General features: G+C 59.6%; 20 protein-coding genes. 9 read left to right on the forward strand and 11 right to left on the reverse strand.

The annotated features are described in order from the left end of the window. Nucleotides 1–6: 6 nt before the first annotated feature. Complete coding sequence (locus B2589_RS07935) at nucleotides 7–429, reverse strand: GlcG/HbpS family heme-binding protein (RefSeq protein ID WP_011786717.1); 423 nt, start codon at nucleotides 427–429, stop codon at nucleotides 7–9. Between the two features lie 223 nt (nucleotides 430–652). On the opposite strand from B2589_RS07935, the gene B2589_RS07940 reads away from it, so the two are divergent. From B2589_RS07940 to B2589_RS07965, 6 genes are all read left to right on the forward strand, one after another. Continuing rightward, the gene (locus tag B2589_RS07940) at nucleotides 653–1,414 is read left to right on the forward strand and encodes an FCD domain-containing protein (RefSeq protein ID WP_199457060.1); all 762 of its coding nucleotides are present in this window, start codon (nucleotides 653–655) and stop codon (nucleotides 1,412–1,414) included. A gap of 155 nt (nucleotides 1,415–1,569) precedes the next feature. Continuing rightward, nucleotides 1,570–2,340, forward strand: a complete 771-nt coding sequence (locus B2589_RS07945; RefSeq protein WP_286816185.1) for an ABC transporter ATP-binding protein — start codon at nucleotides 1,570–1,572, stop codon at nucleotides 2,338–2,340. An 87-nt stretch (nucleotides 2,341–2,427) separates the two neighbouring features. Then, the gene (locus B2589_RS07950; RefSeq protein ID WP_273133703.1) at nucleotides 2,428–3,174 is read left to right on the forward strand and encodes a transporter substrate-binding domain-containing protein; all 747 of its coding nucleotides are present in this window, start codon (nucleotides 2,428–2,430) and stop codon (nucleotides 3,172–3,174) included. Nucleotides 3,175–3,226: 52 nt separating this feature from the next. Beyond that, the gene (locus B2589_RS07955) at nucleotides 3,227–3,931 is read left to right on the forward strand and encodes an ABC transporter permease (protein WP_273133702.1); all 705 of its coding nucleotides are present in this window, start codon (nucleotides 3,227–3,229) and stop codon (nucleotides 3,929–3,931) included. A 3-nt stretch (nucleotides 3,932–3,934) separates the two neighbouring features. Further along, nucleotides 3,935–4,657, forward strand: a complete 723-nt coding sequence (locus tag B2589_RS07960) for an ABC transporter permease (RefSeq protein WP_011786722.1) — start codon at nucleotides 3,935–3,937, stop codon at nucleotides 4,655–4,657. Nucleotides 4,658–4,861: 204 nt separating this feature from the next. Continuing rightward, nucleotides 4,862–5,914 (forward strand): succinylglutamate desuccinylase, encoded by a 1,053-nt coding sequence (locus tag B2589_RS07965; RefSeq protein WP_286816186.1) that lies wholly within the window; start codon nucleotides 4,862–4,864, stop codon nucleotides 5,912–5,914. Between the two features lie 18 nt (nucleotides 5,915–5,932). On the opposite strand, the gene B2589_RS07970 is transcribed toward B2589_RS07965, so the two are convergent. Both B2589_RS07970 and B2589_RS07975 read right to left on the reverse strand, forming a co-directional pair. Beyond that, nucleotides 5,933–8,959, reverse strand: coding sequence for an efflux RND transporter permease subunit (locus B2589_RS07970; RefSeq protein ID WP_286816187.1), 3,027 nt, complete (start codon nucleotides 8,957–8,959; stop codon nucleotides 5,933–5,935). Continuing rightward, nucleotides 8,959–10,041 carry an efflux RND transporter periplasmic adaptor subunit gene (locus B2589_RS07975; RefSeq protein ID WP_286816188.1) on the reverse strand — a complete coding sequence of 361 codons (1,083 nt, stop codon included), beginning with the start codon at nucleotides 10,039–10,041 and terminating at the stop codon, nucleotides 8,959–8,961. The genes B2589_RS07970 and B2589_RS07975 overlap by 1 nt, the downstream gene beginning before the upstream one ends. 166 nt (nucleotides 10,042–10,207) lie before the next feature. Between B2589_RS07975 and B2589_RS07980 the strand changes: the two genes are divergently transcribed. Next, entirely contained in the window at nucleotides 10,208–10,840 is a 633-nt protein-coding gene (locus B2589_RS07980) for a TetR/AcrR family transcriptional regulator (protein ID WP_199457067.1), read from the forward strand. Between the two features lie 6 nt (nucleotides 10,841–10,846). On the opposite strand, the gene astB is transcribed toward B2589_RS07980, so the two are convergent. The 5 genes from astB to B2589_RS08005 all read right to left on the reverse strand — a co-directional run bounded on the left by astB (nucleotide 10,847) and on the right by B2589_RS08005 (nucleotide 16,362). Continuing rightward, a complete protein-coding gene (gene astB, locus B2589_RS07985; protein ID WP_286816189.1) occupies nucleotides 10,847–12,187 on the reverse strand; it encodes an N-succinylarginine dihydrolase in 1,341 nt (446 codons plus the stop codon). Nucleotides 12,188–12,192: 5 nt separating this feature from the next. Continuing rightward, a complete protein-coding gene (gene astA, locus B2589_RS07990) occupies nucleotides 12,193–13,251 on the reverse strand; it encodes an arginine N-succinyltransferase (RefSeq protein ID WP_286816190.1) in 1,059 nt (352 codons plus the stop codon). A 25-nt stretch (nucleotides 13,252–13,276) separates the two neighbouring features. Beyond that, the gene (locus B2589_RS07995; RefSeq protein ID WP_286816191.1) at nucleotides 13,277–14,290 is read right to left on the reverse strand and encodes an arginine N-succinyltransferase; all 1,014 of its coding nucleotides are present in this window, start codon (nucleotides 14,288–14,290) and stop codon (nucleotides 13,277–13,279) included. Nucleotides 14,291–14,455: 165 nt separating this feature from the next. Continuing rightward, on the reverse strand, nucleotides 14,456–15,670 hold the full coding sequence (locus tag B2589_RS08000; RefSeq protein WP_286816192.1) for an aspartate aminotransferase family protein: 1,215 nt from the start codon (nucleotides 15,668–15,670) through the stop codon (nucleotides 14,456–14,458). Between the two features lie 59 nt (nucleotides 15,671–15,729). After that, a complete protein-coding gene (locus B2589_RS08005) occupies nucleotides 15,730–16,362 on the reverse strand; it encodes an exonuclease domain-containing protein (protein WP_339649593.1) in 633 nt (210 codons plus the stop codon). Here B2589_RS08005 and B2589_RS08010 point away from each other — a divergent pair. Next, entirely contained in the window at nucleotides 16,348–16,515 is a 168-nt protein-coding gene (locus tag B2589_RS08010; RefSeq protein ID WP_286816193.1) for a hypothetical protein, read from the forward strand. The two genes, B2589_RS08005 and B2589_RS08010, sit on opposite strands and share 15 nt — an antisense overlap. A gap of 407 nt (nucleotides 16,516–16,922) precedes the next feature. Here B2589_RS08010 and B2589_RS08015 read toward each other — a convergent pair whose 3' ends face one another. Continuing rightward, the gene (locus B2589_RS08015) at nucleotides 16,923–18,176 is read right to left on the reverse strand and encodes an NADH:flavin oxidoreductase/NADH oxidase family protein (RefSeq protein ID WP_286816194.1); all 1,254 of its coding nucleotides are present in this window, start codon (nucleotides 18,174–18,176) and stop codon (nucleotides 16,923–16,925) included. 282 nt (nucleotides 18,177–18,458) lie between these two features. Between B2589_RS08015 and B2589_RS08020 the strand changes: the two genes are divergently transcribed. After that, the gene (locus B2589_RS08020; protein WP_286816195.1) at nucleotides 18,459–18,704 is read left to right on the forward strand and encodes a type II toxin-antitoxin system Phd/YefM family antitoxin; all 246 of its coding nucleotides are present in this window, start codon (nucleotides 18,459–18,461) and stop codon (nucleotides 18,702–18,704) included. Nucleotides 18,705–18,733: 29 nt separating this feature from the next. Here the strand turns inward: B2589_RS08020 and aceF are convergent, their stop codons facing one another. Together aceF and aceE are read right to left on the reverse strand one after the other, a co-directional pair. Further along, complete coding sequence (gene aceF, locus B2589_RS08025) at nucleotides 18,734–20,383, reverse strand: dihydrolipoyllysine-residue acetyltransferase (RefSeq protein WP_286816196.1); 1,650 nt, start codon at nucleotides 20,381–20,383, stop codon at nucleotides 18,734–18,736. Nucleotides 20,384–20,393: 10 nt separating this feature from the next. Continuing rightward, nucleotides 20,394–22,523 (reverse strand): pyruvate dehydrogenase (acetyl-transferring), homodimeric type (gene aceE, locus B2589_RS08030; RefSeq protein ID WP_286816197.1); only part of this gene is annotated, 2,130 nt, incomplete at its 5' end.

A 22,523-nucleotide genomic window follows, 5' to 3' on the forward strand; every position in this document is an offset into this window, starting at 1 on the left:
TGTTGGTTAGCGATTGCTAAGAAAGTAGTCAATACCGGCCTGAGCACAATCCATATCCTGCCGGGGCGTACCGGAGCTCAGGCCAATTCCGCCGACCACCTCGCCATCCACGATCACCGGCAAGCCGCCGCCCACGGTGCTGAGCCGACCGCCCACTTCGGTGTGAATCCCAAAGGCCAGATTGCCGGGCACGTTGGCGGCATTGTAGTCATGGGTCGCTTTACGTGCGGCTGCGGCGGTAAAGGCTTTGTCCTGGGCGATGATCACGCTGGTGGTCTTGCCGCCATCCATTCGCTCGAAGGCGACCAGGTTGCCGGATTCGTCCACGACGGCAATGCACATGGGTACGCCAATATCCCGGGCCTTGTCTGCGGCGCCTTTGATCAGCAGGCGGGCATCACTGATGTCCAGGCGTTTGATGGTCATCATGGTCATCACCTCTATACGTTACTTGTTGTCTCGGATAACCGGAAATACTCACCGCACCGTGGCAACACGTCTATCTTTTTCATTACTGGTCCGACCAGTTTGTTGCACGCAGATTTTTGGGAAACCGGCTAACCCTGCATGATTCATGGGGTTTGTCGGCATTGGCAAACTTGGCGTAAACTGCTCCGCATAACCCGAAACTGGTCAGACCAGCAGAAAAGTCATGGGCATATCCAGAGAAATCTCCTACAAACTCGAACACCTGATTCTGGAAGGCGGGCTGGCCCCGGGCCAGAAGATTCCTTCTGAGCGCCAGCTGGTGGCCCGGCTTGGCGTATCACGCTCGGTCGTACGGGAGGCCCTGCACGAATTGCAGGCCCGGGGTGTCATTGAAACCCGCCACGGCAAGGGATCATTCGTGGCCAGTATCGTTCCGGAATCCGGCACCTCCGGCAGCAACAGCCCGCTGATGTACCTTTATCAGGGCCACACCCGCACCCTTTACGACCTGCTGGAAGTGCGCGAACAGCTGGAAGGCCAGGCTGCTTTTCTGGCCGCCCAGCGCGCCACCAACCAGGACCGGCACCGACTGACCCAGGCCTTCCGCGCACTGGAAGCCACCGACCCGCTCAGCAATGCGCGACCGGATCATCGCTTTCACCATGCCATCGTAGAGGCGTCCCACAATCCGATTCTTGTGCACATCCTGGATGGCCTTAAGAACATGATGCTGCTGACCGTCCAGGCGTCGGTGTCTAATCTCAATCCGAGAGAGGATATGCGCCGTACTATCATGCGCCAGCACCGGCAACTGTATGAGGCCATCATGGCCTCAAAGCCAGACCAGGCCCGCAAGGTTGCGACTGCCCATGTGCGCTTTGTACGGCACACCATGAAGGAGATGGAGAAAGAAGGGGACAAACTGCTGCGCATTCCCGCACCGGAAGAACTGGAAGCCCTGATGACAGAATCGACGGATGCCTGAAGCCGCAAAATACTTGCATTGATCAATGATTACGCCAGAATGACCTTCAGGAAACTGCTGCTATTTTCACCAAAACCCTACAAAGCGGTATTGATTTCCACGGCTACAGTCCGTAAAACATGCGCCTTTGAATGACAGCCCCCAGGAGTCACCCCATGGCGGAACCCGCGCCTCTGATTTGCAGGGACGTCCACAAGACCTTTGATCAGCTTGAAGTCCTCAAGGGCATCTCTCTGGAAACCCGCAAGGGCGATGTGGTTTCCCTGATCGGCAGCTCCGGTTCAGGTAAAAGTACCTTTCTGCGCTGCATTAACCTGCTGGAAACACCCACCTCCGGCGACATTATCGTGCACGGTGACCCAATCCGGTTCAAAAACAACCGCAAGGGCGAGCGCATTCCGGCCGATAACCGGCAGGTAGAACTGATTCGCGCCCGGCTTTCCATGGTCTTCCAGGGTTTTAACCTGTGGTCCCACATGACCGTTCTGGAAAACATTATAGAAGCCCCGGTAAATGTCCTGAAAATTCCTAAAAAGGAAGCCATCGAGCGGGCCGAGGCGTATCTGAACAAAGTCGGCATCTATGAGCGCAAGGATTACTACCCGGCCCAAATGTCCGGCGGCCAGCAGCAGCGTGCGGCCATTGCCCGTGCCCTGGCCATGGAGCCGGAAGTGATGCTGTTTGACGAACCCACCTCGGCCCTGGACCCGGAGCTGGTGGGCGAAGTATTGAAAGTTATGCAAAGTCTGGCCGAGGAAGGCCGCACCATGATTGTCGTTACCCACGAGATGGCTTTTGCAAGGGATGTGTCTACTCAGGTCCTGTTCTTGCATCAGGGCGTGATTGAGGAGCAGGGATCACCGGACAAGGTGTTCGATCACCCGGAATCCGAGCGCATGAAGCAATTTCTTGCTCCCAAGTTCTGAATCCCGGTGCTATCTTGAAACCGGTAATGAAACTGAAACTTCCACAAGGAATAAAGCCTTAACGGCAAATTACTGGAGAAGTGACACATGAAAAAACTGATTGTTGCAGCAAGCTGTGCCCTGGCCATGATGACCGGCACCGCCCAGGCCCAGGATCTGCGGATCGCCTTTGATGTTCCCTACGAGCCGTTCGAGTACCGTGATGACAACGGCGAACTGACCGGTTTCGAAGTGGAGCTGGCAACCGCCATGTGCGAAGAACTGCAGGCCAACTGCGAGTTCGTTATCCAGGCGTGGGACGGCATGATTCCCGGCCTGCTGGCCCGTAAATTCGACCTGATCATGTCTTCCATGTCGATCACTCCGGAGCGCGCCGAGCGGGTACTGTTCTCCGAGCCGTACTACATCACCCCGGGCGGCTGGTTCGGCCCTGAGTCTTTCAACACTGACGTCACCGATATGGACGCCATGAAAGACAAGACCGTGGGCGTGCAGCGCGGCACCACCATGGACACCTACGTAACCGAGAACATGGGTGGCGTGGTGAACATCAAGCGCTACACCACCGCTGAAGACATGGTCCTGGACCTGGAAGGCCAGCGTCTGGACGTGGTTTTCGTAGACTACCCGGTGGGTGAGCAGACCGTTCTGAACAAGGAAGGCTACAAGGAAGTGGGCGAGCCGGTTAAGCTGGGCGAAGGTGTGGGCGTTGCCATGCGCAAGCGTGATGCCAAGCTGGCTGACGACGTGAACGCGGCCCTGAAGAAGCTGAAAGAAGATGGTACCTACGACACCATCATGCAGAAATACTTCAACTACGACATCAAGATTTAACCTGACCCCGGGAGCAGCCTGATGGCTGCTCCCCTGCTTTCCGGACATTCCCATGCTTGATCTGAAAGGCTATGGCCCGGCCCTTGCCGAAGGCGCCGTGGTGACCATTGAACTGGCCTTCCTCTCATTGGCGCTCGCCCTTACCCTGGGCCTGCTTGGCGCCTCGGCGAAGCTCTCTGGTAGCCGGGTGCTGACCGGTGTCGCCACGGCCTACACCACGCTGATTCGTGGCGTGCCAGACCTGGTGATGATGCTGCTGTTCTATTACGGCGGCCAGGTGGCGGTGAATGCCCTGTCGGACTATTTGTGGGAAACCCGTGAAATCGACTTCTTTTTCCAGTTCGATCCGTTCATCTCTGGCGTGGTGACCATCGGGCTGATTTTCGGCGCCTATATGACGGAAACCTTCCGGGGCGCGTTCCTGGCCGTAGAAAAGGGCCAGATTGAGGCCGCCAGGGCCTATGGTTTTTCCACCTGGCACACCTTCCGCCGAGTGATGATTCCGCAGATGCTGCGCCATGCCCTGCCCGGCATCGGCAATAACTGGCAGGTGCTGCTGAAGACCACGGCGCTGGTGTCGATCATCGGCCTGACCGATATGGTGCGGGTGGCGGAAGAAGCCGCCAAGGCCGAGCGCATGCCGTTCCACTTCTTCATTCCGGTGGCGGCGGTTTACCTGGCGCTGACGGCGGGTTCGGAGTTGTTCATCAAGTGGCTCGACAAGCGGGCCAATGTCGGCGTGGTTCGGGGGAATTAAGTGATGCCTGATTTCATTGCCGAGTGGCTGAACCAGAACGATATTTTTACTGCCATGACCCTCATGGAGTACTGGGATGGCCTGGTCACTACGGTACACCTGGTGTTCCTGTCGCTGGTGATTGGCCTGGTTGTGGCGGTGCCACTGGCGATCCTGCGCACCGTGAAGAATCCGTTCGTGTCTGGCCCTATCTGGCTGTACACCTATCTGTTCCGTGGCACACCGCTGCTGATCCAGCTGTATATCATTTACTATGGTGTGGCCCAGATTCCGGGTATTCAGGACACTTTCTGGTGGGAGATTTTCAAGGAACCGCTGTACCCTGCCCTGCTGGCGTTTACCCTGAATACCGCTGCCTATACCACGGAGATTATCCGGGGGGCGATTATTTCCACGCCCAATGGCGAGATTGAGGCGGCGAAGGCTTACGGTATGAACTGGTTCCTGCGGATGCGGCGGATTATTCTGCCGAGTGCGGCGCGGCGGGCGGTTCAGGCATACTCGAATGAGGTGATTTTTATGCTTCATGCGAGTGCGATTGCCAGTGTGGTGACGATTGTGGATCTTACGGGGGCGGCGCGTAATATTTATTCGCGGTTCTATGCTCCTTTTGAGGCGTTTATTTTTGTGGCGCTTTGCTACATGGCTTTGACGTTTATTCTGGTGTTTGTTTTCCGCAAATTGGAAAATCATCTTTTGCGGCATCAGCGGCCTTTGAACTCCTGAGTCCAGGTTACTGATTCCTGGCGGCCGGCATTGGTGCCAAGGCCAGCCAGCAGGGAGCGCCTTCCGGGAACCGCTACGAGCACATCCATGTGCGCTTCTCTCAGGCCATCCTTGGCCTTCGAAATTCCCGGAAGGCGCTCCCTGCCGGCTGTCCCCAAACATCTGACGGGGCTTCCTGTTTCGCCTCTTCTCTGCGGAGAGTCTATGAACGCTTCAAACCATCTCTTTGACTTCCACCCCGACTGGCTGGCTCACACCCTGGCCTCTGCCTCCTCTGACCTACCCGAAACCAAGCGACAGCTGCCGGACGGAACACAGGTTTCACGGAAGGCCAACGGCGTGTTGTGGCTGACGCCGCCGGCCGGGCGGGAGAATGTGAATAATGAAGCGCTGATTGTGTCGGCCGGGGTTCATGGGAATGAGACGGCGCCGATTGAGGTTTTGAACGGGTTGGTGTCGGAGTTGTTTGCCGGGGAGTGGCAGCTGGGGTGTCCGGTGTTGCTGATTCTGGGTAATCCGCCCGCGATGGTGGCGGGGCAGCGGTTTGTGGATGTGAATATGAACCGGCTGTTTAACGGGGCCCATGGGCAGGCGAAGTATAAGGGGTTGCCGGAGGCGCGGCGGGCGCAGTTTCTGGAGGAGATGTGCCGGCAGTTTGCGACGGCGCATCATGGGCTGGCGTTGAGTCACTATGATTTGCATACGGCGATTCGGCCGTCGAAGCGGGAGCGGTTTGCCTTGTATCCGTTTGTGCCGGGGCGGTCGGTGCCGGCGGCTCAGTGTGAGTTTTTGCTGGAGGCAGAGGTTGAGACATTGCTGCTTCAGCATCAGGAATCCACGGTGTTTTCGTCGTTTACATCCAGCCTTTTGAAGGCCGAGAGTTTTACGGTGGAGCTGGGTAAGGTTGAAGCGTTCGGGCGGAATGATTTGCGACGGTTTCGGGGTATTGAGCGGGCATTGCGTCGTCGGTTTTCTGGAGCGGCCGCACCACAGGCCCGGCCGCCGTTTGACCGGTTAACGGTGTTCGAGGTGGTGCATGAGGTGTTGAACACGGGGCCGTCGTTCCGGTTTCATGTACCGGATGAGGTGGCGAATTTTACCCAGTACCAGCCCGGCACGGTGATCTGGGAAGATGACAAAACCAGCTACCGGGTGGGTACGGCGCCGGAGGCGGTGGTGTTTCCCAATCCCCATGTGCCGGTTGGGCAGCGCGTGGGTTTGATGATTCGGGCGAAGAACGAGTTCAGGGCCGGGTAATTACCCGGCCCTGTTGTCTCAGGCCGGGGCGTTTTCCGGTTCCGCCACCGGCAGTTTGATCACCTTGGTGCACACCGACGGAATCACCAGCAAGGTCAGTACCGTAGAAGCCAGCAAGCCACTGATAATGGCCCAGGCCATGGGTGGCCACAGCGTGGAGCTGGAGAACGCCAGCGGCAGTAGGCCTGCCACGGTGGTGGCTGTGGTCAGCAGGATGGGCCGGGTGCGTTGTTCTACCGCGGTGCGCACAGCATCGGCAATGGCCCGGCCCTTTTCCAGCTCCCTGTCCATCACATCCAGCAATACGATCGCGTTGTTCACCACAATGCCCACCAGCGCAATTACCCCCAGCAACGACTGAAAGCCGAACGGAGAGCCGGACAGCACCAGCCCCGGGAAGATTCCCACGGTGGCCAGCGGCACCGTCAGCAGGATGATGCCAACCCGACGGAAGGAGTTGAACTGCAGTAGCAGGAAAAACAGCAGCAACAGGATGCCGATGGGCGCTGCGGTCAGCAGGGCACTGTTGGCATTGTTGGAGCCTTCGGCATCGCCGCCCAGCTCTACCCGGGTACCGGCGGGCAGGGGTTGTTCGTCCAGTGCTGCGAACAAGCCGTCCAGGGCCTGGCTGAAGCTGTAGCCTTCTTCCAGGTTCGCCGTTACTGCATTCACCCGCACGCCATTTCTCAGGTATCGGGCCGCCGGCTCCCAGGTGGTTTCAACCGTGGCCACGGCCGACAGCGGAATGGCATCCCCCTGGTCGTTGTAGGTGTTCACCGACAACAGACGTGACAGCGACAGCGCGGTGCCTTCCCGGGAGCGCAGAATGATGGGGATAGGATCATCTTCCTGCCGGTAACGCTCGGCCACCACGCCATAGCTCTGGCCGTACAGGCTCTGTGCTACGTCTGCACGGGTCAGGCCGTAACGGGCGGCGGTGGCGTCGTCTACGTTGATGGCAATACTGGGCACACCGATGTCCAGGTCGTGCCGTACGTCGACGGTGCCGGTTACGCCACGCAGCACACTGAACACCTGCTCGGTGGCACGGGCACGGGTAGCGTCATCGGGGTGATAAATTCGCACTTCAACCGGCGCGGTACGCGGCGGCCCCTGCCCCAGGATACCGGCAGAAATATCTAGCTCCGGCACGGTGGGCGCCAGCTCATGGCGAATCCAGTCTACGAGGTCTGTGGTGTCTTCGAGCGCCGGCGTGCGCACCACCAGCCTGGCCCGGTTAGGTGCCTGGGGCGCTCGCTGCAGGTTGTAGTAAAACGCCGGGCCGGTGAAACCGACAAACCGGTGCACTTCCAGGGTTTCCGGGCGGGCGCGAATGGCCCGCTCCAGCTCCGCAGCGGCCTCGGAGGTTTGTGCCTGGTCGGTGCCTTCGGGCAGATACACTTCCACAATCACCCGAGGCCGGTCTGCGTTGGGGAAAAACTGCTGGGCCATGAACGGCGTCATGCCCACGCTGATGGCCACCAACAAAGTGCCCGCGACAATCAAGCGGCCCGGATAGCGATACACCAGGCCACCCAGCGAACGGGCCAGGCCCATCAACCGGTCTTTGTGGATATTCTTTCGCGGCTTGAGGAACCGGGCTGCCAGCAGCGGCACGGCGGAAATGGCCAGCAGGTAACTGACCGACAGCGTGAGCATGATCATCACCGGCACGCCACGGGTGAAATCAGCCGCACCACCCTTGGCCATCAGCAGGGGCGCGAAGGCCGCCAGCGTGGTGCCGGTAGACGCACCCAGTGGCCCGGCCAGCTCGCCAACGGCCTTGCGCAGGGCATCCAGCCGGCGCATGCCTTCGTCCAGGTGACCCTGGATGTTCTCCACAATCACGATGGCGTTATCAATCAGGATACCGAGCGAGATCACCATGCCGATCACGGCAATCTGGTGCAGCACACCACCGCCCAGGTCGTACAGCCCCACACTGATCAGGGCCACCATGGGCAGGATGGATGCCACCAGCAACCCCATGCGAATACCCATGCCGGTAAACACCACCGCTACGATAATCAGCACCGACAGCACCAGGCTCCATGCCAGGTCGTCCAGCCGGTCGGATACCTTGCCGGGCTGGAAGAACATTTCGCGGATTTCGTAGGGCTCGAAATCAGCACGCACCCGTTCCAGCCGCTCGCGAATGCGCTCACCGAAACGGATGGCGTCGGTGGAACCTTCTTCCATGATCACCGAAAGCAGCACGACCCGCTCACCATCAAACCAGGTTTCCGGCTGCCGGGGCTCCGCCGGGCCGCGCCAGACTTCCGCGGCTGCCGCCAGGGGCACCTGGGAGCCATCCGGCAACTCGATGGGCGTAGCGCGAATGGCGTCGATATCAGCAAACTCGGTATTGGGAAGAACCGACAACCGCTTGCCTTCCACCACCACAAAGCCCCCGGGGATGGTCTGGTTTCGCCGGGCCAGGGTATCCAGGATGCGTTTGGGCGCTACGCCAAGGCGGTAAAGCGCGGCGTCGTCCAGCGCCAGGGTAATCTGTTCGTCGGCGTCGCCTTCCAGGTCGATACGGGAGATGCCGGGAATATCCAGCAGGTTCTGCTTCAGTTTCTCCGCCACACCGGAGAGTTCGGTGACGGACGACGAACCACCCACCGCCAGCACCACCGCAGGAATATCGATCAACCGGTCATCCAGGGTCATCAGGCCAACATCGTCCGGGAAATCCTGCCGTGCCCGCTCCATGGCCTGGCGCACCCGGTCCCAGGCGCTGTCGGTGTCGTAGATGTGATCACGCAGTTTCAGGCGGGCCAGCGCCACGCCGGTGCGTGCTGTGCCCTGGCTCCAGTCCAGCTCTTCCACCTGGCGCAGTTCATCGGTCAACGGGCGCAGCACCAGGCGCTCAACCGCCTCGGCGCTGGCGCCCGGATAGCTCACGGTCACCATGCCGGCCCGGTACGGAAAGGTAGGGTCTTCCTGGCGTGGCATGGTGCTGTAGGCGGCAATGCCCAGCACACAGAGCATGGTTACCACCATGCCCAGCAAGCGCTGGTAATTCAGCAGGCGGCGGGTCATCAGCGCACCTCCACGGTGTCGCCATCCACCAGCCGGGTCATACCGGCATAGACCACCTGGTCACCCGGATTCAGGGCACCGGCATGGATCATTACCCGTTCACCGATCACCCGGTCCACTTCCACCGGCACCTTGTAGGCCACGGAATTTTCAACCCGAAACACGCTGGTGCCCGTGCTGTCCCGCATCACCGCCAGCAGGGGCACGGTGACCGCAGATTCCTGAACCGGGGTAATGCCGACCTCCACCGGTTCACCGGCAGAAAGGGAATTCGGTGGCAGGCTCACCAATACCGGATGCAGCTCGCCACGGATGGAACTGCCCTGGGCAATTTCCACCACCGTGCCGGTAGCCGGCTCCCGGTTGCGGTCCTGCACCAGCCAGACCGGCAGCTCCTGCCCGAGCCGCACATGGCCCAACAGATGCGCAGGCACCCGCACCTCCACTTCCCGGCCCAGCGGCGAAGACAGGCGTACCACTGGCTGCCCGGCGGCGACAAATTCGTCCCGCTCTACCAGCAAGGCTTCTACCTGGCCGGCAAACGGGGCTTTCAATACGCTTTCTTCCAGTAACCGGGTGGCTTCCGCCAGGGAGGCCCGGGCCGTGGCCATGCTGGCCCGCAGGGAATCCCGCCGGGCGGCGATCTGTTCCAGGCTCTGTTCCGAGACCACACCGCGCTGGTGCAAGCGGCTGGAACGCTCCCATTCCCGCTGGGCCTGGTCGTACTGGGTTTTCAGTTCATCCAGCCGGGCCGCAGCAGAATCCCTTGCCGGTTCCAGGGCCGGGTTATACACACTGGCCAGCACATCTCCGGCTTTCACTGTCTGCCCCAGTTCCACCGGTCGCTCTTTCAGCGTACCGCTCACCTGAAAAGTCAGGGTGGCCCGTTGGGCCGCCCGCACAATACCGGAGAAGCGCAGCGGAATTTCCACCACCTGGCCACCGGTTACCTCGGCCACCCGAACCGATACCGGCTGGTCTGCAGCCTGTTCGGAGGCACTGCTGTTGCAGCCGGATAAAGACACGACAGCCAGCAGCATGCTGGCCAGAGTTATTGGCAATGAACGCGCGAAGAGAGACATGACTGGTCAGCCCCGTTCCCTGAATAGATGATTTGTTGGCGCCTGTTTCCGTCAGAAGCCGCCGTTGTTTTCCCGACATCATGTCACTCTTTGACAAATTGTCAATAATCGGCTTTTATCCTCTATCAGTTATCATTCAGGCCATGACCACAACACCGGAAGCACCATGAACGAGCCGTTGAAAACACGCAGGGAACGGGAAAAACAGGCAAGGTACGATGCCATTCTGGACGCCGCCGAGCTGGTGTTTTCCGAGAAAGGCTACGATCGCACCTCCATGGACGACATCGCCCGCACCGCCAGCCTGAGCCGCGCGTTGCTGTATGTGTACTTCAAGGACAAAGCCGCCATTCAGCGGGGCATCATGCTGAGGGCCGGGCAAAGCCTGGTGGAAAGATTCGAGAACGCCCTGAGTACGGCAGATACCGGGCTGGCCCAGATCCGGGCCATGGGGGATGCCTATTACCGTTTTTACCGGGAAGCGCCGGATTACTTTTCAGCCCTGACCAAGGCCTCAACCGCCATGGCAGAGGCGGAGGAAGACCAGGCCCTGGATATGCTGTGTTCGAAGAACGAACTGATGCAGCTGATGGAAGCGGCCATCCACAAGGGCCTGGAAGACGGCACCATGAGCCGGGAGCGCATTGCCTCGCCGGCCCAGACCGCGCTGTATCTGCGCGGTGCCCTGCACGGGGTGATCATGCTGTGCCAGGCAGAAGCGGGTGAAAACCCGGACTTTCCCGCCGACAACCTGATTCATCACACCATGGACATGCTCACTCGCTCGATTGCCAGCTGAAGCCTGTCACAGCTGGAAATCGTAGATCGAGCCCAGCCCCAGTATACCGGTCAGTTCATCCAGGGCCTTGCGCACTTCGTCCAGCAGCATGGGGTCTGCCAGGTCCTGCTGGCTCAGCTCATCCCGGTAGTGGGCATTTACCCACGCGGTCAGGCGTTCGTACAGGGCATCGGTCAGAACCACACCCTGATTGATGGCACGCCGCTCTTCATCGCTCAGCACCACTCGCAGCCGCAAGCAGGCCGGGCCGCCGCCGTTGCGCATGGACTGCTTTACATCGAACACTTCCACTGCGGTAATGGGGCCATTCTGTTGCAGCAGGCTGTCCAGGTAACGGCTGACCGACGTTACCTCGCGGCACTCGCCCGGCACCGCCAGCAACATGCCATCCGGGGTATTCAGCAACTGGCTGTTGAACAGGTAAGAAGCGACCGCGTCCTCGATGGGCACTTCCGATGCCGACACCCGGACCGGCTGCAGCTCTGTTCTGGCCAGCCGCGCCCGGATATCGGAAAGCACCTTCTGCTCATCCAGAAACGCCAGCTCGTGGTAGAACAGGCAATTGCCATTACCCACGGCAATCACGTCATTGTGGAAGACACCAGCGTCAATCGCAGCAGGATTCTGCTGGGCAAACACGGCATGGCCGTCACCCAGCCCGTGCAGGCGGGCAATGGCCTGCGATGCTTCCAGGGTTTGCCGGGCCGGGTATTTCACCGGCGCCGGGGCGTTCTCGTTAAACGCCACCTGGCCATACACGAACAGCTCAACACCCGGCTCACCATAGCCGGCACACAGACGGGTGTGGTTGGCGGCACCTTCATCGCCAAAATGGCTGACCGAAGGCAGGGCCGGATGGTGGGCAAAATAGCTTTCGTCGGTAAAGATCGCCTTCAGTGCCCGCCCGGTCACCCTGTGCTCGATGGAGCGATGGAACTTGGCACTCAGGTTGGCCGGCGTGAAGTGCACCCGGTGGTCTGAAGTATCAGCGCTTGGCGATACCGTGGCGGCATTGGCTGTCCACATGGCGGAGGCAGACGAGACTGCCGCCAGAATCGCCGGATCGGTTTGCGCCACCTTGTCCAGAACCTGCCGGTCGCTGCCAGTAAACCCCAGCGCCCGTAAGGTGGCCATATGGGGCCGCTCGTGGGGCGGCAGAACCGCCTGCACATAGCCCCTGTCTGCCAGCTTTTTCATTTTGGCAAGGCCCTGCAAGGCTGCCTCTTTGGGGTTGGACACGGCGTTCACGTTAGACTTCGACGCCACGTTACCCCAGGATAACCCGGCGTAATTATGGGTCGGGCCGACCAGGCCGTCGAAGTTCACTTCAACTACGTGTGTTGCCATCTCTCTCACCTTCGGTGCGGAATTCGTAATTGATCTTTCAGGGGCGCCAGCCGAACCGGGTCTCCGGACTCTACCCGAAGCGCATCTGCCACATCCCGGGGCAACCGGATGGTATCCGGCTCGATGCAGTCCACGGGGATGGTGGTTACCCGGAAATCCCGGAACGAGCGGTTGGAGATCATCACCCGCTGCTCCGGCGGCACATCGAGATCGACCGGTTTACTCACCACCATGGCGTGCCGGTTGACGGATTCGCGGATACTGCGGATGTTGTGAATGAAGGCTTCCACCACCGGGCCGCCGTCGAAGATATCGACCATGCCGTTAAAGTTGAAGCCCTCGGCTTCCAGCATCTTCAGGGCCGGCAGGGTGTTGTCGTGCACCCGGCCAATCACCGCCCGGGCGCTGTCGGGCAGCATGGGCAAGTAAATGGGGTATTTCGGCATCAGTTCAGCAATGAAGGACTTATTGCCCAGGCCGGAAAGCCGGTCCGCCCGGCTGAACTCCATGTCGAAGAACTTGCTGCCAAGGGCATCCCACAGGGGGCTCTGGCCATTGGCGTCCGACACGCCACGCATTTCTGCGAACACCTTGTCGGAGAAATGCTTGCGAAATTCGTCCAGGAACATGAACCGGCACCGGGACAGTAACAACCCGTTGCCGTCGCCCTTGTAATTGTCTGCCAGCAGCAACGAGCAGATTTCGGTGGTGTCGGTCATGTCGTTGGACAGGTGCAGGGTGGGCGTCCGCACGTGCACACCCAGCTCGCGGGAGGCGTTTACTGTCAGGCTTAGGCGATAGTTGTAGAATACTTCCTCGAGCCCCACACGGGCTTCGATGCCGCTGATGCCCACCGCCTGCCCGGTTTCGGTGTCTTCCAGCGCAAACAGGTAAAGGCCCGCCTCCGGGGCACAACGCTGACTGAAGGAGTCCCGGGCACGGTCGATCTTGCGTTGCAGCAGCCCCGTGTCTGCCGGCAGTGTGGTCAGGCCTTTGCCGGCATTCTGCGCCATGGCATACAGGGCATCCAGGTCGTTTTCCTGCAGTGGCCGGATCAAAAGCATGTTGGTGCCCTCCCCTTTTTCGTGGTCATAGCGGAGAGATCCTTGCCCGGTCGCCGGCACTCTTTTCCAGCCCCATCCAGGCACTGACCGGCACTTTCACATCGTCGGTGAGGGTTTCTGCCATCGGGGTAAGCAGGCACCGGAAATGCTCACCTTCACCGGCCGCAACCAGGCAGTTTTCACCATGCTCGTCGTGGCTGCCATGCAGGGTTTTCGGGTGGCTGGTGATCAGGGTTCGCAGGCCATCCGTGCGGGCCTCCAGAACCGGCCCGCCATCAAAGATATCCAGGTAATTACCCGGCAGGAAGCCTTCCTGCTGAAGCAACTCATAATTTGCCTGGGTCTGGCGGTGGGGCTGACCGATGGCGGCCTGGGCGGAGTCGCTCAGCAGGGTGACGTAGATGGGGTTAGGCGGCATCAGCTCGGCGATGAAGGTTTTGCTGAGCTGGCCGGAGTACTGGTCTGCGGTTTCAAAATCCATGTTGAAGAAGTGCCGGCCCAGGCTGTCCCAGAAGGGTACGCTGCCGTCTTCGTTCTGAACGCCCTGAATTTCCACCACCATGCGCGAGCTGAACCAGTCCCGGTGGCTGGCAATGAACAGCATCCGGGCCCGGGAGAGCAGCTCGAAAGCGGTCGTCTCGCGCAGTTCGGGGCGCAGGCTGAAGGCGCACAGCAAGGTGTGGTCGGTTAGTCCGTGGCTGGGGTAAAGCACCTCGACTCGCCGGGAGGTGCCCAGTTCGTGGGAGGCGTGGATCAGGTGGTCGCGGCGGTAGTTGTAGAAGGGTTCGCCGTTGCCGGCCCGGCTGTCTATGCCGGCGGTACCTGCTATCTGGCCGGTTTCGGTGTTTTCCAGCACCAGCAGGATGCGCCGTGGGGTTTTGGGAGCCTGGGCGGCGAGAGACGCCTGGGCGTGGCTGATGCGTTCGGCCAGGCGTTGTTCGGTTTTGGGTAGCGTAGAAGATAGCCTGGCGCCCTGGGTTCCGGCTATGTCCAGTATTTGTTGCAGGTCATCCAGTTTTGCTGGACGGACTCGCCACATAATCCTCGCTCCCTTGCTGTAAAACGACGGAGCATGACGCCCGCCCATGGAGCAGGAATCCCTGTCCGGGAACCGCTACGAGCACATCCATGTGCGCTTCTCTCAGGCCATCCATGGCCTTCGAAATTCCCGGACAGGGATTCCTGCTCCACGGGCTACCGTGTGCTATGCCGTCAGCTTTTTAACCGCTGCCTCGAAACGCTCCAGCGCTTCTTCAATGTCGACTTCCGGGATGATCAGTGACGGCGCAAGACGAATCACGTTGGCGCCGGCCATCAGCACCATCACGCCTTCTTCCAGCCCGGCATTCAGGAAGTCCTTGGCCTTGCCCTGCCACTGTTCGGTCAATACACAGCCTAGCAGTAAACCAGCGCCGCGCACTTCGGAGAACACACCGTAACGCTCGCCGATGTTCATCATACCTTTGCGGAGCTTGTCGGAGCGGGCGTTGACGCCTTTGAGAATTTCCGGCTGGCTGACGGTGTCGATCACCTTCTGGGCCACGGCACAGGCCAGGGCGTTGCCGCCGTAGGTGCTGCCGTGGGTGCCGACGCCGAGGCTTGCGGCGACTTTGGCTGTGGTCAGCATGGCGGCGACCGGGAAACCGCCGCCCAGGCCTTTGGCGCTGGACAGGATGTCGGGGGTTACGCCGTACATTTCATAGGCGTACAGGTGGCCGGTGCGGCCGACACCGGTTTGCACTTCGTCGAACACCAGCAGAGCGTTGTTTTCGTCGCACAGCTGGCGCAGGCCCTTGAGGAATTCGGGATCGGCCGGCAGTACGCCGCTTTCGCCCTGGATGGGCTCAACCACCACGGCACAGGTTTGCTCCTTGGAGATCAGGGCTTTTACCGAGTCCAGGTCGTTGAAATCTGCGTGATGGATGCCGCCCGGGGCCGGTTCGAAGCCTTCCACGTATTTATGCTGCCCGCCCACACTGACGGTGAACAGGGTGCGGCCGTGGAAGGCGTTTTTGAAGGAGATGATTTCATGCTTCTCCGGGCCATAGTGTTCCCACGAATAACGACGGGCCAGCTTGAAGGCGGCTTCGTTGGCTTCGGCACCGGAGTTGGCGAAGAATACCCGCTCGGCGAAGGTGTGGTCGCACAGGGTTTTGGCCAGGCGCAGGGCCGGTTCGTTGGTCATTACGTTGGACAGGTGCCAGATTTTCTCGGCCTGTTCCTGCAATGCACCAACCAGTCCCGGGTGGGCATGGCCAAGGCTGGTGACCGCAATGCCGCCCTGGAGATCGACGTATTCTCGCCCGTCCTGATCCCAAACGCGGGAGCCCTCGCCTCGCACCGGAATGATGTTTCCGGGGGCGTAGTTGGGCACCATAACTTCATCGAAAAGTTCGCGGGACACGGGTTCTCTGTTCATCGGTTTCTCTCAGTGACTCATTGCTAAGTGACAGGGTGAATCTGCCCATAATACGCCACTCAGGGCATAAGAACAGCCGGTTGTGCCACAGCGGGCAACTCGATGATGCGGTGATGGTTTTTGTCTTTCCCCAGAACTGCCTTGGCCAGCAGTTTGTAGGAATCCAGGTCGAAGGTGACCGGTTCGTTTCCAGGCTGAAAGTCTTCCAGTTCCTCTTCACTGCGCAGGCTTTCAGACAGCCGTAGCCCGCGGCTGGACTGATGGTCTCCCGAGAAATGGGATGCCACCCGCTGCGCTATGTTGGTGCTTTTGCCAACGTACAACAGCACATCGTTGTCACCGTAAAACCGGTAAACCCCCGGGCCATGGGGCAGGCCGGCGAATAATTCGGCAGGGACGTTTGAGGGCGTGCTCTGGCGCTGCCAGAGCTTCCGAATAGCGTTGTTGATGGCATCCGAACCGTGCTCTGCCCGGGCATGCTCGAAGAACGCGAGCATCGCGGCTACATCACCCATGGCCCGATGCCGCTCCACCTCAGGTAAATTGTGACGGGTAATAAGGGCGTCCATATTGTGCCGGCTGTGCTCAGGATACAGCGCCCGGGACAGGCGCACCGTGCACAAAACCTTCGCACTGAACGGCCGGCCCAAACGACGAAATTCGGACTTATCGCTGGCGTGGCCAATGCCCAAGAGACCAACCAGAACGTGTTCCTGAACTACCAGTGGACTCCGGTGAAGAACACCATGATGGGCGTTGAATACGGCTACTGGGACACAGAAAATGTGGATGGCGACAGCAAAGACGCCAACCGCATCATGTTCGCAGCACAGTACAACTTCTGATCCTTCCTATCAGAAGTTAACTCAGAATTACCCCGGCCCCGGCCGGGGTTTTTCGTTTCTGGCTGGTGCACACGCACCATTCTGGCTCAACCTCCAAGTCCCACACCTGCTCGATTCGGGCTCTTCCCTCAAATATTCAAGACCTTACAAGCCAGCAAACAATCTGGCACAGCTCATGCAAATACCAAATTGCAAGCCGGTGAAAACCACTCACCGCATCAACCGCTGCAACTCTGTGAGGTAATGCCATGAAACTTGCCAAAGACCAAAGCCTGTTGTTTGAACTTACCCAAGCCGCAGAAGCCTATGCCATGCAGGATCTACACGATTACTTTGACTGGATGTACTTCGCGAACTAACCAGGGGACGATGCAGGGCGGGGCCAAAGGCCCCGCCCTGCAAACTGCTTACTCACCCGCCCGGAGCCTGCTACGGACGCTTCGGGTTGTCATCACGCCGAGAACCTCCATCAACGACAGAATCCCCCGGTCATGCTGTTTCGGTGCTTTGCCCCTGGCAATCCGGCCGATCTGCCGGGTGTACCAGCTCACTTCCATCAGGGCCATGTCATCAATCAGTCGAATCCCTGTTTTGATGGGCCTAACCGCGCTGGTCACCTGATCGCCTTTCATAATCCGGTTCGGCAAATCCGGCTCCACCACCAACGGCCTCGCCAGGCCCACCAGGTCCGTGGCGCCGGAAGCCAACGCGTCGGCCATTCCGGTCTCGGTGCGGAAGCCGCCCGTCACCATCAAGGGTACGTCAGTGAGCTTGCGCACTTTCTCTGCGAATTCCAGGAAGTAAGCCTCCCGCGCCAGGGTGCTGGCTTTTACCTCGCCGTCTTCCGCACCCCTGGCCATGGCTGGGTTCTCGTAGTTACCGCCGGAGATTTCTACCAGGTCAATCCCCTCTGCGACGAGTGCCTTGATCACCGCCAGCGATTCGTCCTCGGTAAAACCGCCGCGCTGGAAGTCTGCGGAGTTCAGTTTGATGCCGATATTGAACGCTTCACCGCAAACTTTCCGGATAGCCAGGTACACCGCCAGCACAAAGCTGCGGCGTTTCTCGGCAGAGCCACCCCACTCGTCTGTGCGCTGGTTGTGATGGGGCGACAGGAACTGGCTCACCAGGTAGCCGTGGGCGCCGTGGATTTGCACGCCGTCGAATCCGGCTTTCTGGGCAATGGCAGCACTGCGGGCAAAGCGCTGGATGATGTCTTTAATTTCCGGGCCGGTCAGGGCGCGGGGTGTGGCAAACATGCTGCGGAGCTCTTTTTTGAATGGTATCGCGCTGGGCGAGACCGGGTCCTTGTTCAGCATTTTGGGGCTTTGCTTGCCGGGATGGTTCAATTGCATCCAGATCTGTTTGCCTCCCTTTTGCCCGGCCTTGGCCCAGGCGGTCAGAAGCTCGAGATCGCTTTCATCCTCAATAACCACGTTCTGTGGCTCCCCGATGTGCCGGCGGTCGATCATTACATTACCCGTGATCGACAGCCCTGAACCACCTTCGGCCCAGGCCTGATATAGGGTCGCCAGTGCTTTGGTGGGGTGGTTATCAATGGTTCCCAGGGTCTCGCTCATGGCGGACTTGGCAAAGCGATTGGGAATAACAGAGCCGTTAGGAAGCTTGAGTGGCTGAGAAAGCAGTTCTGCGGGAGTCATAAGGGCCTCAAGGTGGTTTGCGGGTTCCATGAGGCTGATAGTGGATCTGCCCGGCGAACCGGGCATTGGCCGAAGAGACTGATTTTATCAAAAGAAAGCCTGAATGCCGGGCAACACCGAATTCGTCACTGATGCCATTGCCGCCGAGCATGTCGCTGGCCAGCCATAAACGGCGACCCGACAGGGGCATCCGTCGGAGGCCGAAAGCCAGAACGAGCCTGATGACTGCGTTAGGGCTGATGATGCATAGTTGCACGAAATATCCACACATAGAGGTGCTTCATGGACACAATCAGTGTAAACAAGTTTAGAGATAACCTGGAAAATGTTGTTGAGCAGGTAATTAGCCAGCATGAACCGGTCAAGGTTACACGCCGAGCCGGAGAAGCTTTCGTGGTGATGAGTGCTGAGGACTGGGAGCGAGAGCAGGAAACCCTTCTCGCTCTCCAAAGTAAGAGCCTGATGCAGCAAATTGGTGGGGATTTGGCCAGATTCAAGGCCAGAACGAGAAAGCCGCCCCGCAACTAAAAAGCTACGGAGCGGCCCTCGACTCAGGACTACAGCAACAAGGTCCGAATATCCCCCAGCAGCTGCGTCAGCAGGTTGGTAAACCGGGCGGCATCTGCCCCGTTCACTGCACGGTGATCATAGGACAGCGACAGCGGCAGCATCAGCCGCGGCTGGAACTCTTTGCCGTCCCACACCGGCTTCATAGAAGCCTTGGAGACACCCAGGATCGCCACTTCCGGCGTGTTCACAATCGGGGTGAACGCGGTGCCGCCAATACCGCCCAGGCTGGTGATGGTAAAGCAGGCGCCCTGCATTTCTGCCGGCTTCAGCTGCTTGTCCCTCGCCTTCTGGGCCAGCTCGGCGCTTTCTGCCGCCAGCTCCCACAGGCCTTTCTGGTCGACATTCCGGATCACCGGAACCATCAGGCCATGAGGCGTATCCACCGCTATGCCGATGTGGATGTACTTCTTGCGCACCACCTCTTTGCGCTCCATGTCCAGGGACACGTTGAACTGAGGCAGTTCCGCCAGTGCCGCCGCGCAGGCCTTGAGCAGGAACGGCAGCGGGGTCATTTTCACGCCACGCTTTTCGCCGGCCGCTTTCTGGCCTTTGCGGAAGGCTTCCATTTCGGTGATGTCGGCATCGTCGAACTGGGTTACGTGGGGCACGTTCAGCCAACTGCGCTGCATGTTGGTGGCCGTGGCCGCCATCATGCGGGACATGCCTTCACGCTCGACCTCACCAAACTGACTGAAGTCCGGCAGTTTCACGCCCGGAATGCCCGAGCCGACCGCCACGCCGCCACCCTGCTGGGCCTGCTGCAACTGGCTCTTGACGTAGGCGTGCACATCATCCTTGATGATGCGGCCTTTCGGGCCAGAGCCTTTCACTCGGGTCAGGTCTGCACCCAGTTCCCGTGCCAGTTTGCGCACGGCGGGGCCGGCATGCACCTTGGTGCCCGGTGCCGGCGGCTCGTAGGTAGAGCCTTGCGGTTGAGGGGCCGCTTCAGGCTTGCTCTCTTTCTTCTCCGGCTTGCTGGCCTGGCTTTCGGCCTTGGCACTGTCACCGGAATCTGCCGCTTCGTCCTCATTATCACCATCATCTTCGATGGTCATTTCCAGCAGGTCGACACCTTCAGAAAGCTTGTCGCCTTCCTTTACCAGGATCTTGCCAACCTTGCCGGCATAAGGAGACGGGATTTCCATGGTGGCCTTGTCGGACTCCACGGTCACCAGCGGATCATCCTCGCCAATGGTGTCGCCTTCGGCCACGTTGATTTCGATCACCGGCACGTCGTCGAAGCCATCCAGCGAAGGCACCTTCACCACTTCGGTGCGGGAGCCGCCAGACTTTTTCTTCTTCGGTGCAGGCTTGCTGTCTTCAGACCTGGCCTCGGATTTCTCCTCGGCCTTTTCTTCAGGCTTGTCCGCTTCCGCATCGTCAGAGCCACCAGCGTCTCCGCTGGCAGACAACATGCCGATAACATCGCCTTCCTTCACCTTGTCACCCACCTTCACGGTGATCTTGGTGATCTTGCCAGCCGCCGGGGCTGGCAGTTCTACCGAGGCTTTATCAGATTCAACTGTCAGAATCGGATCTTCTTCTGCAACCGAGTCCCCTTCGCTGACGATGATTTCGATGATCTCGACTTCATCTGCACCGCCGAGATCGGGAACCTTGATTTCCTGTTCACTCATAGCGGTCTCCTTAGCTCAGCACCGGGTTCGGTTTGTTGCGATCGATTCCGTACTTGCGCATAGCTTCGAGAACCTGCTCCTGCTTGATTTCACCGTCTTTGGCCAGGGCTGCCAGCGCGGTTACCGCCACGTAGTAACGATCCACTTCGAAGAAGCTGCGCAGCTTCTCGCGGGTGTCACTGCGGCCGAAACCGTCGGTGCCCAGGGTCATGTAGGTTTTCGGGATGAATGCCCGCAGCTGCTCGGAGTGCAGCTTGATGTAGTCGGTAGACGACACCACCGGGCCCTGCGCATCTTCCATGCACTGGGTCACGTAGGCCTTGCGGGGCTTGTCGTCCGGGTGCAGGTGGTTCCAGCGCTCCACGTGCTGGCCATCACGGGCCAGTTCGTTGTAGCTGGTCACGCTCCACACATCGGAAGCCACACCCCAGTCGTCTTTCAGCATCTGTGCGGCGGCGCGCACTTCATTCATGATCGAGCCGGCGCCCAGCAGCTGAACCCGCGGGCTCTTCTTACGGCCCTTGGTTTCTACAGACTCGAACTTGTACATGCCTTTGATGATGCCGTCTTCACAGTCTTTCGGCATGGCGGGCTGTTCGTAGTTCTCGTTCTCGATGGTCAGGTAGTAGAAGACGTTCTGGTTGTCTTCGAACATCTCCTTCATACCGTGACGGATCACCACGGCCATTTCATAACCGTAGGCCGGGTCGTAGGCCTTACAGTTCGGAATGGTGTTCGCCAGTACGTGGCTGTGGCCGTCCTGGTGCTGCAGGCCTTCGCCGTTCAGGGTGGTACGGCCGGCGGTACCGCCGATCAGGAAGCCACGGGCCTGCATGTCGCCGGAAGCCCAGGCCAGGTCACCCACGCGCTGGAAACCGAACATGGAATAGAACACGTAGAACGGAATCAGCGGGAAGCTGTTGGTGCTATAGGACGTAGCCGCTGCCATCCAGGTAGACATGGCACCGTCTTCGTTGATGCCTTCCTGAAGGATCTGGCCCTTCTTGTCTTCCCGGTAGTACATGATCTGGTCGCGGTCCTGGGGCACATACTTCTGCCCTTCCGCGGTGTAGATACCCAGCTGGCGGAACATGCCTTCCATACCGAAGGTACGGGCTTCGTCCGGCACGATGGGTACTACACGCTTGCCGATGCGCTTGTCTTTTACCAGCGCGGTCAGGATGCGCACGAACGCCATGGTGGTGGAGATTTCACGGCCACCGGAGCCTTCCAGCACCTGCTTGAAGATATCCAGTTCCGGAATCTGCAGTGGCTGGCAATCCTTGTTGCGCTTGGGATAGAAGCCACCCAGCTCCTGCCGGCGCTTCTTCATGTACACCAGCTCCGGGCTGTCCGGCGCCGGGCGGTAGTAAGGTACGTCTTCAAGCTCTTCGTCTTTCAGCGGCACACCGAAGCGATCCCGGAAGGATTTCAGGGTATCGATATCCAGCTTCTTCAGGGAGTGCGCGGTGTTCTGGGCTTCGCCCGCTGCACCGAAACCATAACCCTTGATGGTGTGGGCCAGAATCACGGTGGGCTTGCCGTTCGCGTGGTTCACCGCCTTGTGGTAGGCCGCATATACCTTGTACGGGTCGTGGCCGCCGCGGTTCAGCTTCTGGATATCTTCATCCGACATATCCTCCGCCAGCTTGGCCAGCTCCGGGTGTTTGCCGAAGAATTCCTTGCGGGTGTAAGCCGGGCCCTTGAAGGTCAGGTTCTGCAGCTCGCCATCACAGATCTCGTCCATGGCCCGTTGCATCACGCCGTCTTCGTCTTTCTCGAACAGCGGATCCCACATACGGCCCCAGACCACCTTGATCACATTCCAGCCGGCACCACGGAACACGCCTTCCAATTCCTGGACAATCTTGCCGTTGCCCCGTACCGGACCGTCCAGGCGCTGCAGGTTGCAGTTCACCACCCAGATCAGGTTGTCCAGCTTCTCGCGGCCGGCCTTGGAGATAGAACCCAGGGTTTCCGGCTCATCGCACTCACCATCGCCCACAAATGCCCACACCTTGCGGCCGTCCATGTCGATCAGCTCACGGCTGTGCAGGTACTTCATTACGTGGGCCTGGTAGATAGACTGGATAGGCCCCAGACCCATGGATACGGTCGGGAACTGCCAGTAATCCGGCAT

This window comes from Marinobacter sp. UBA3607, assembly GCF_002375525.1.
Taxonomy (GTDB): domain Bacteria; phylum Pseudomonadota; class Gammaproteobacteria; order Pseudomonadales; family Oleiphilaceae; genus Marinobacter; species Marinobacter vinifirmus.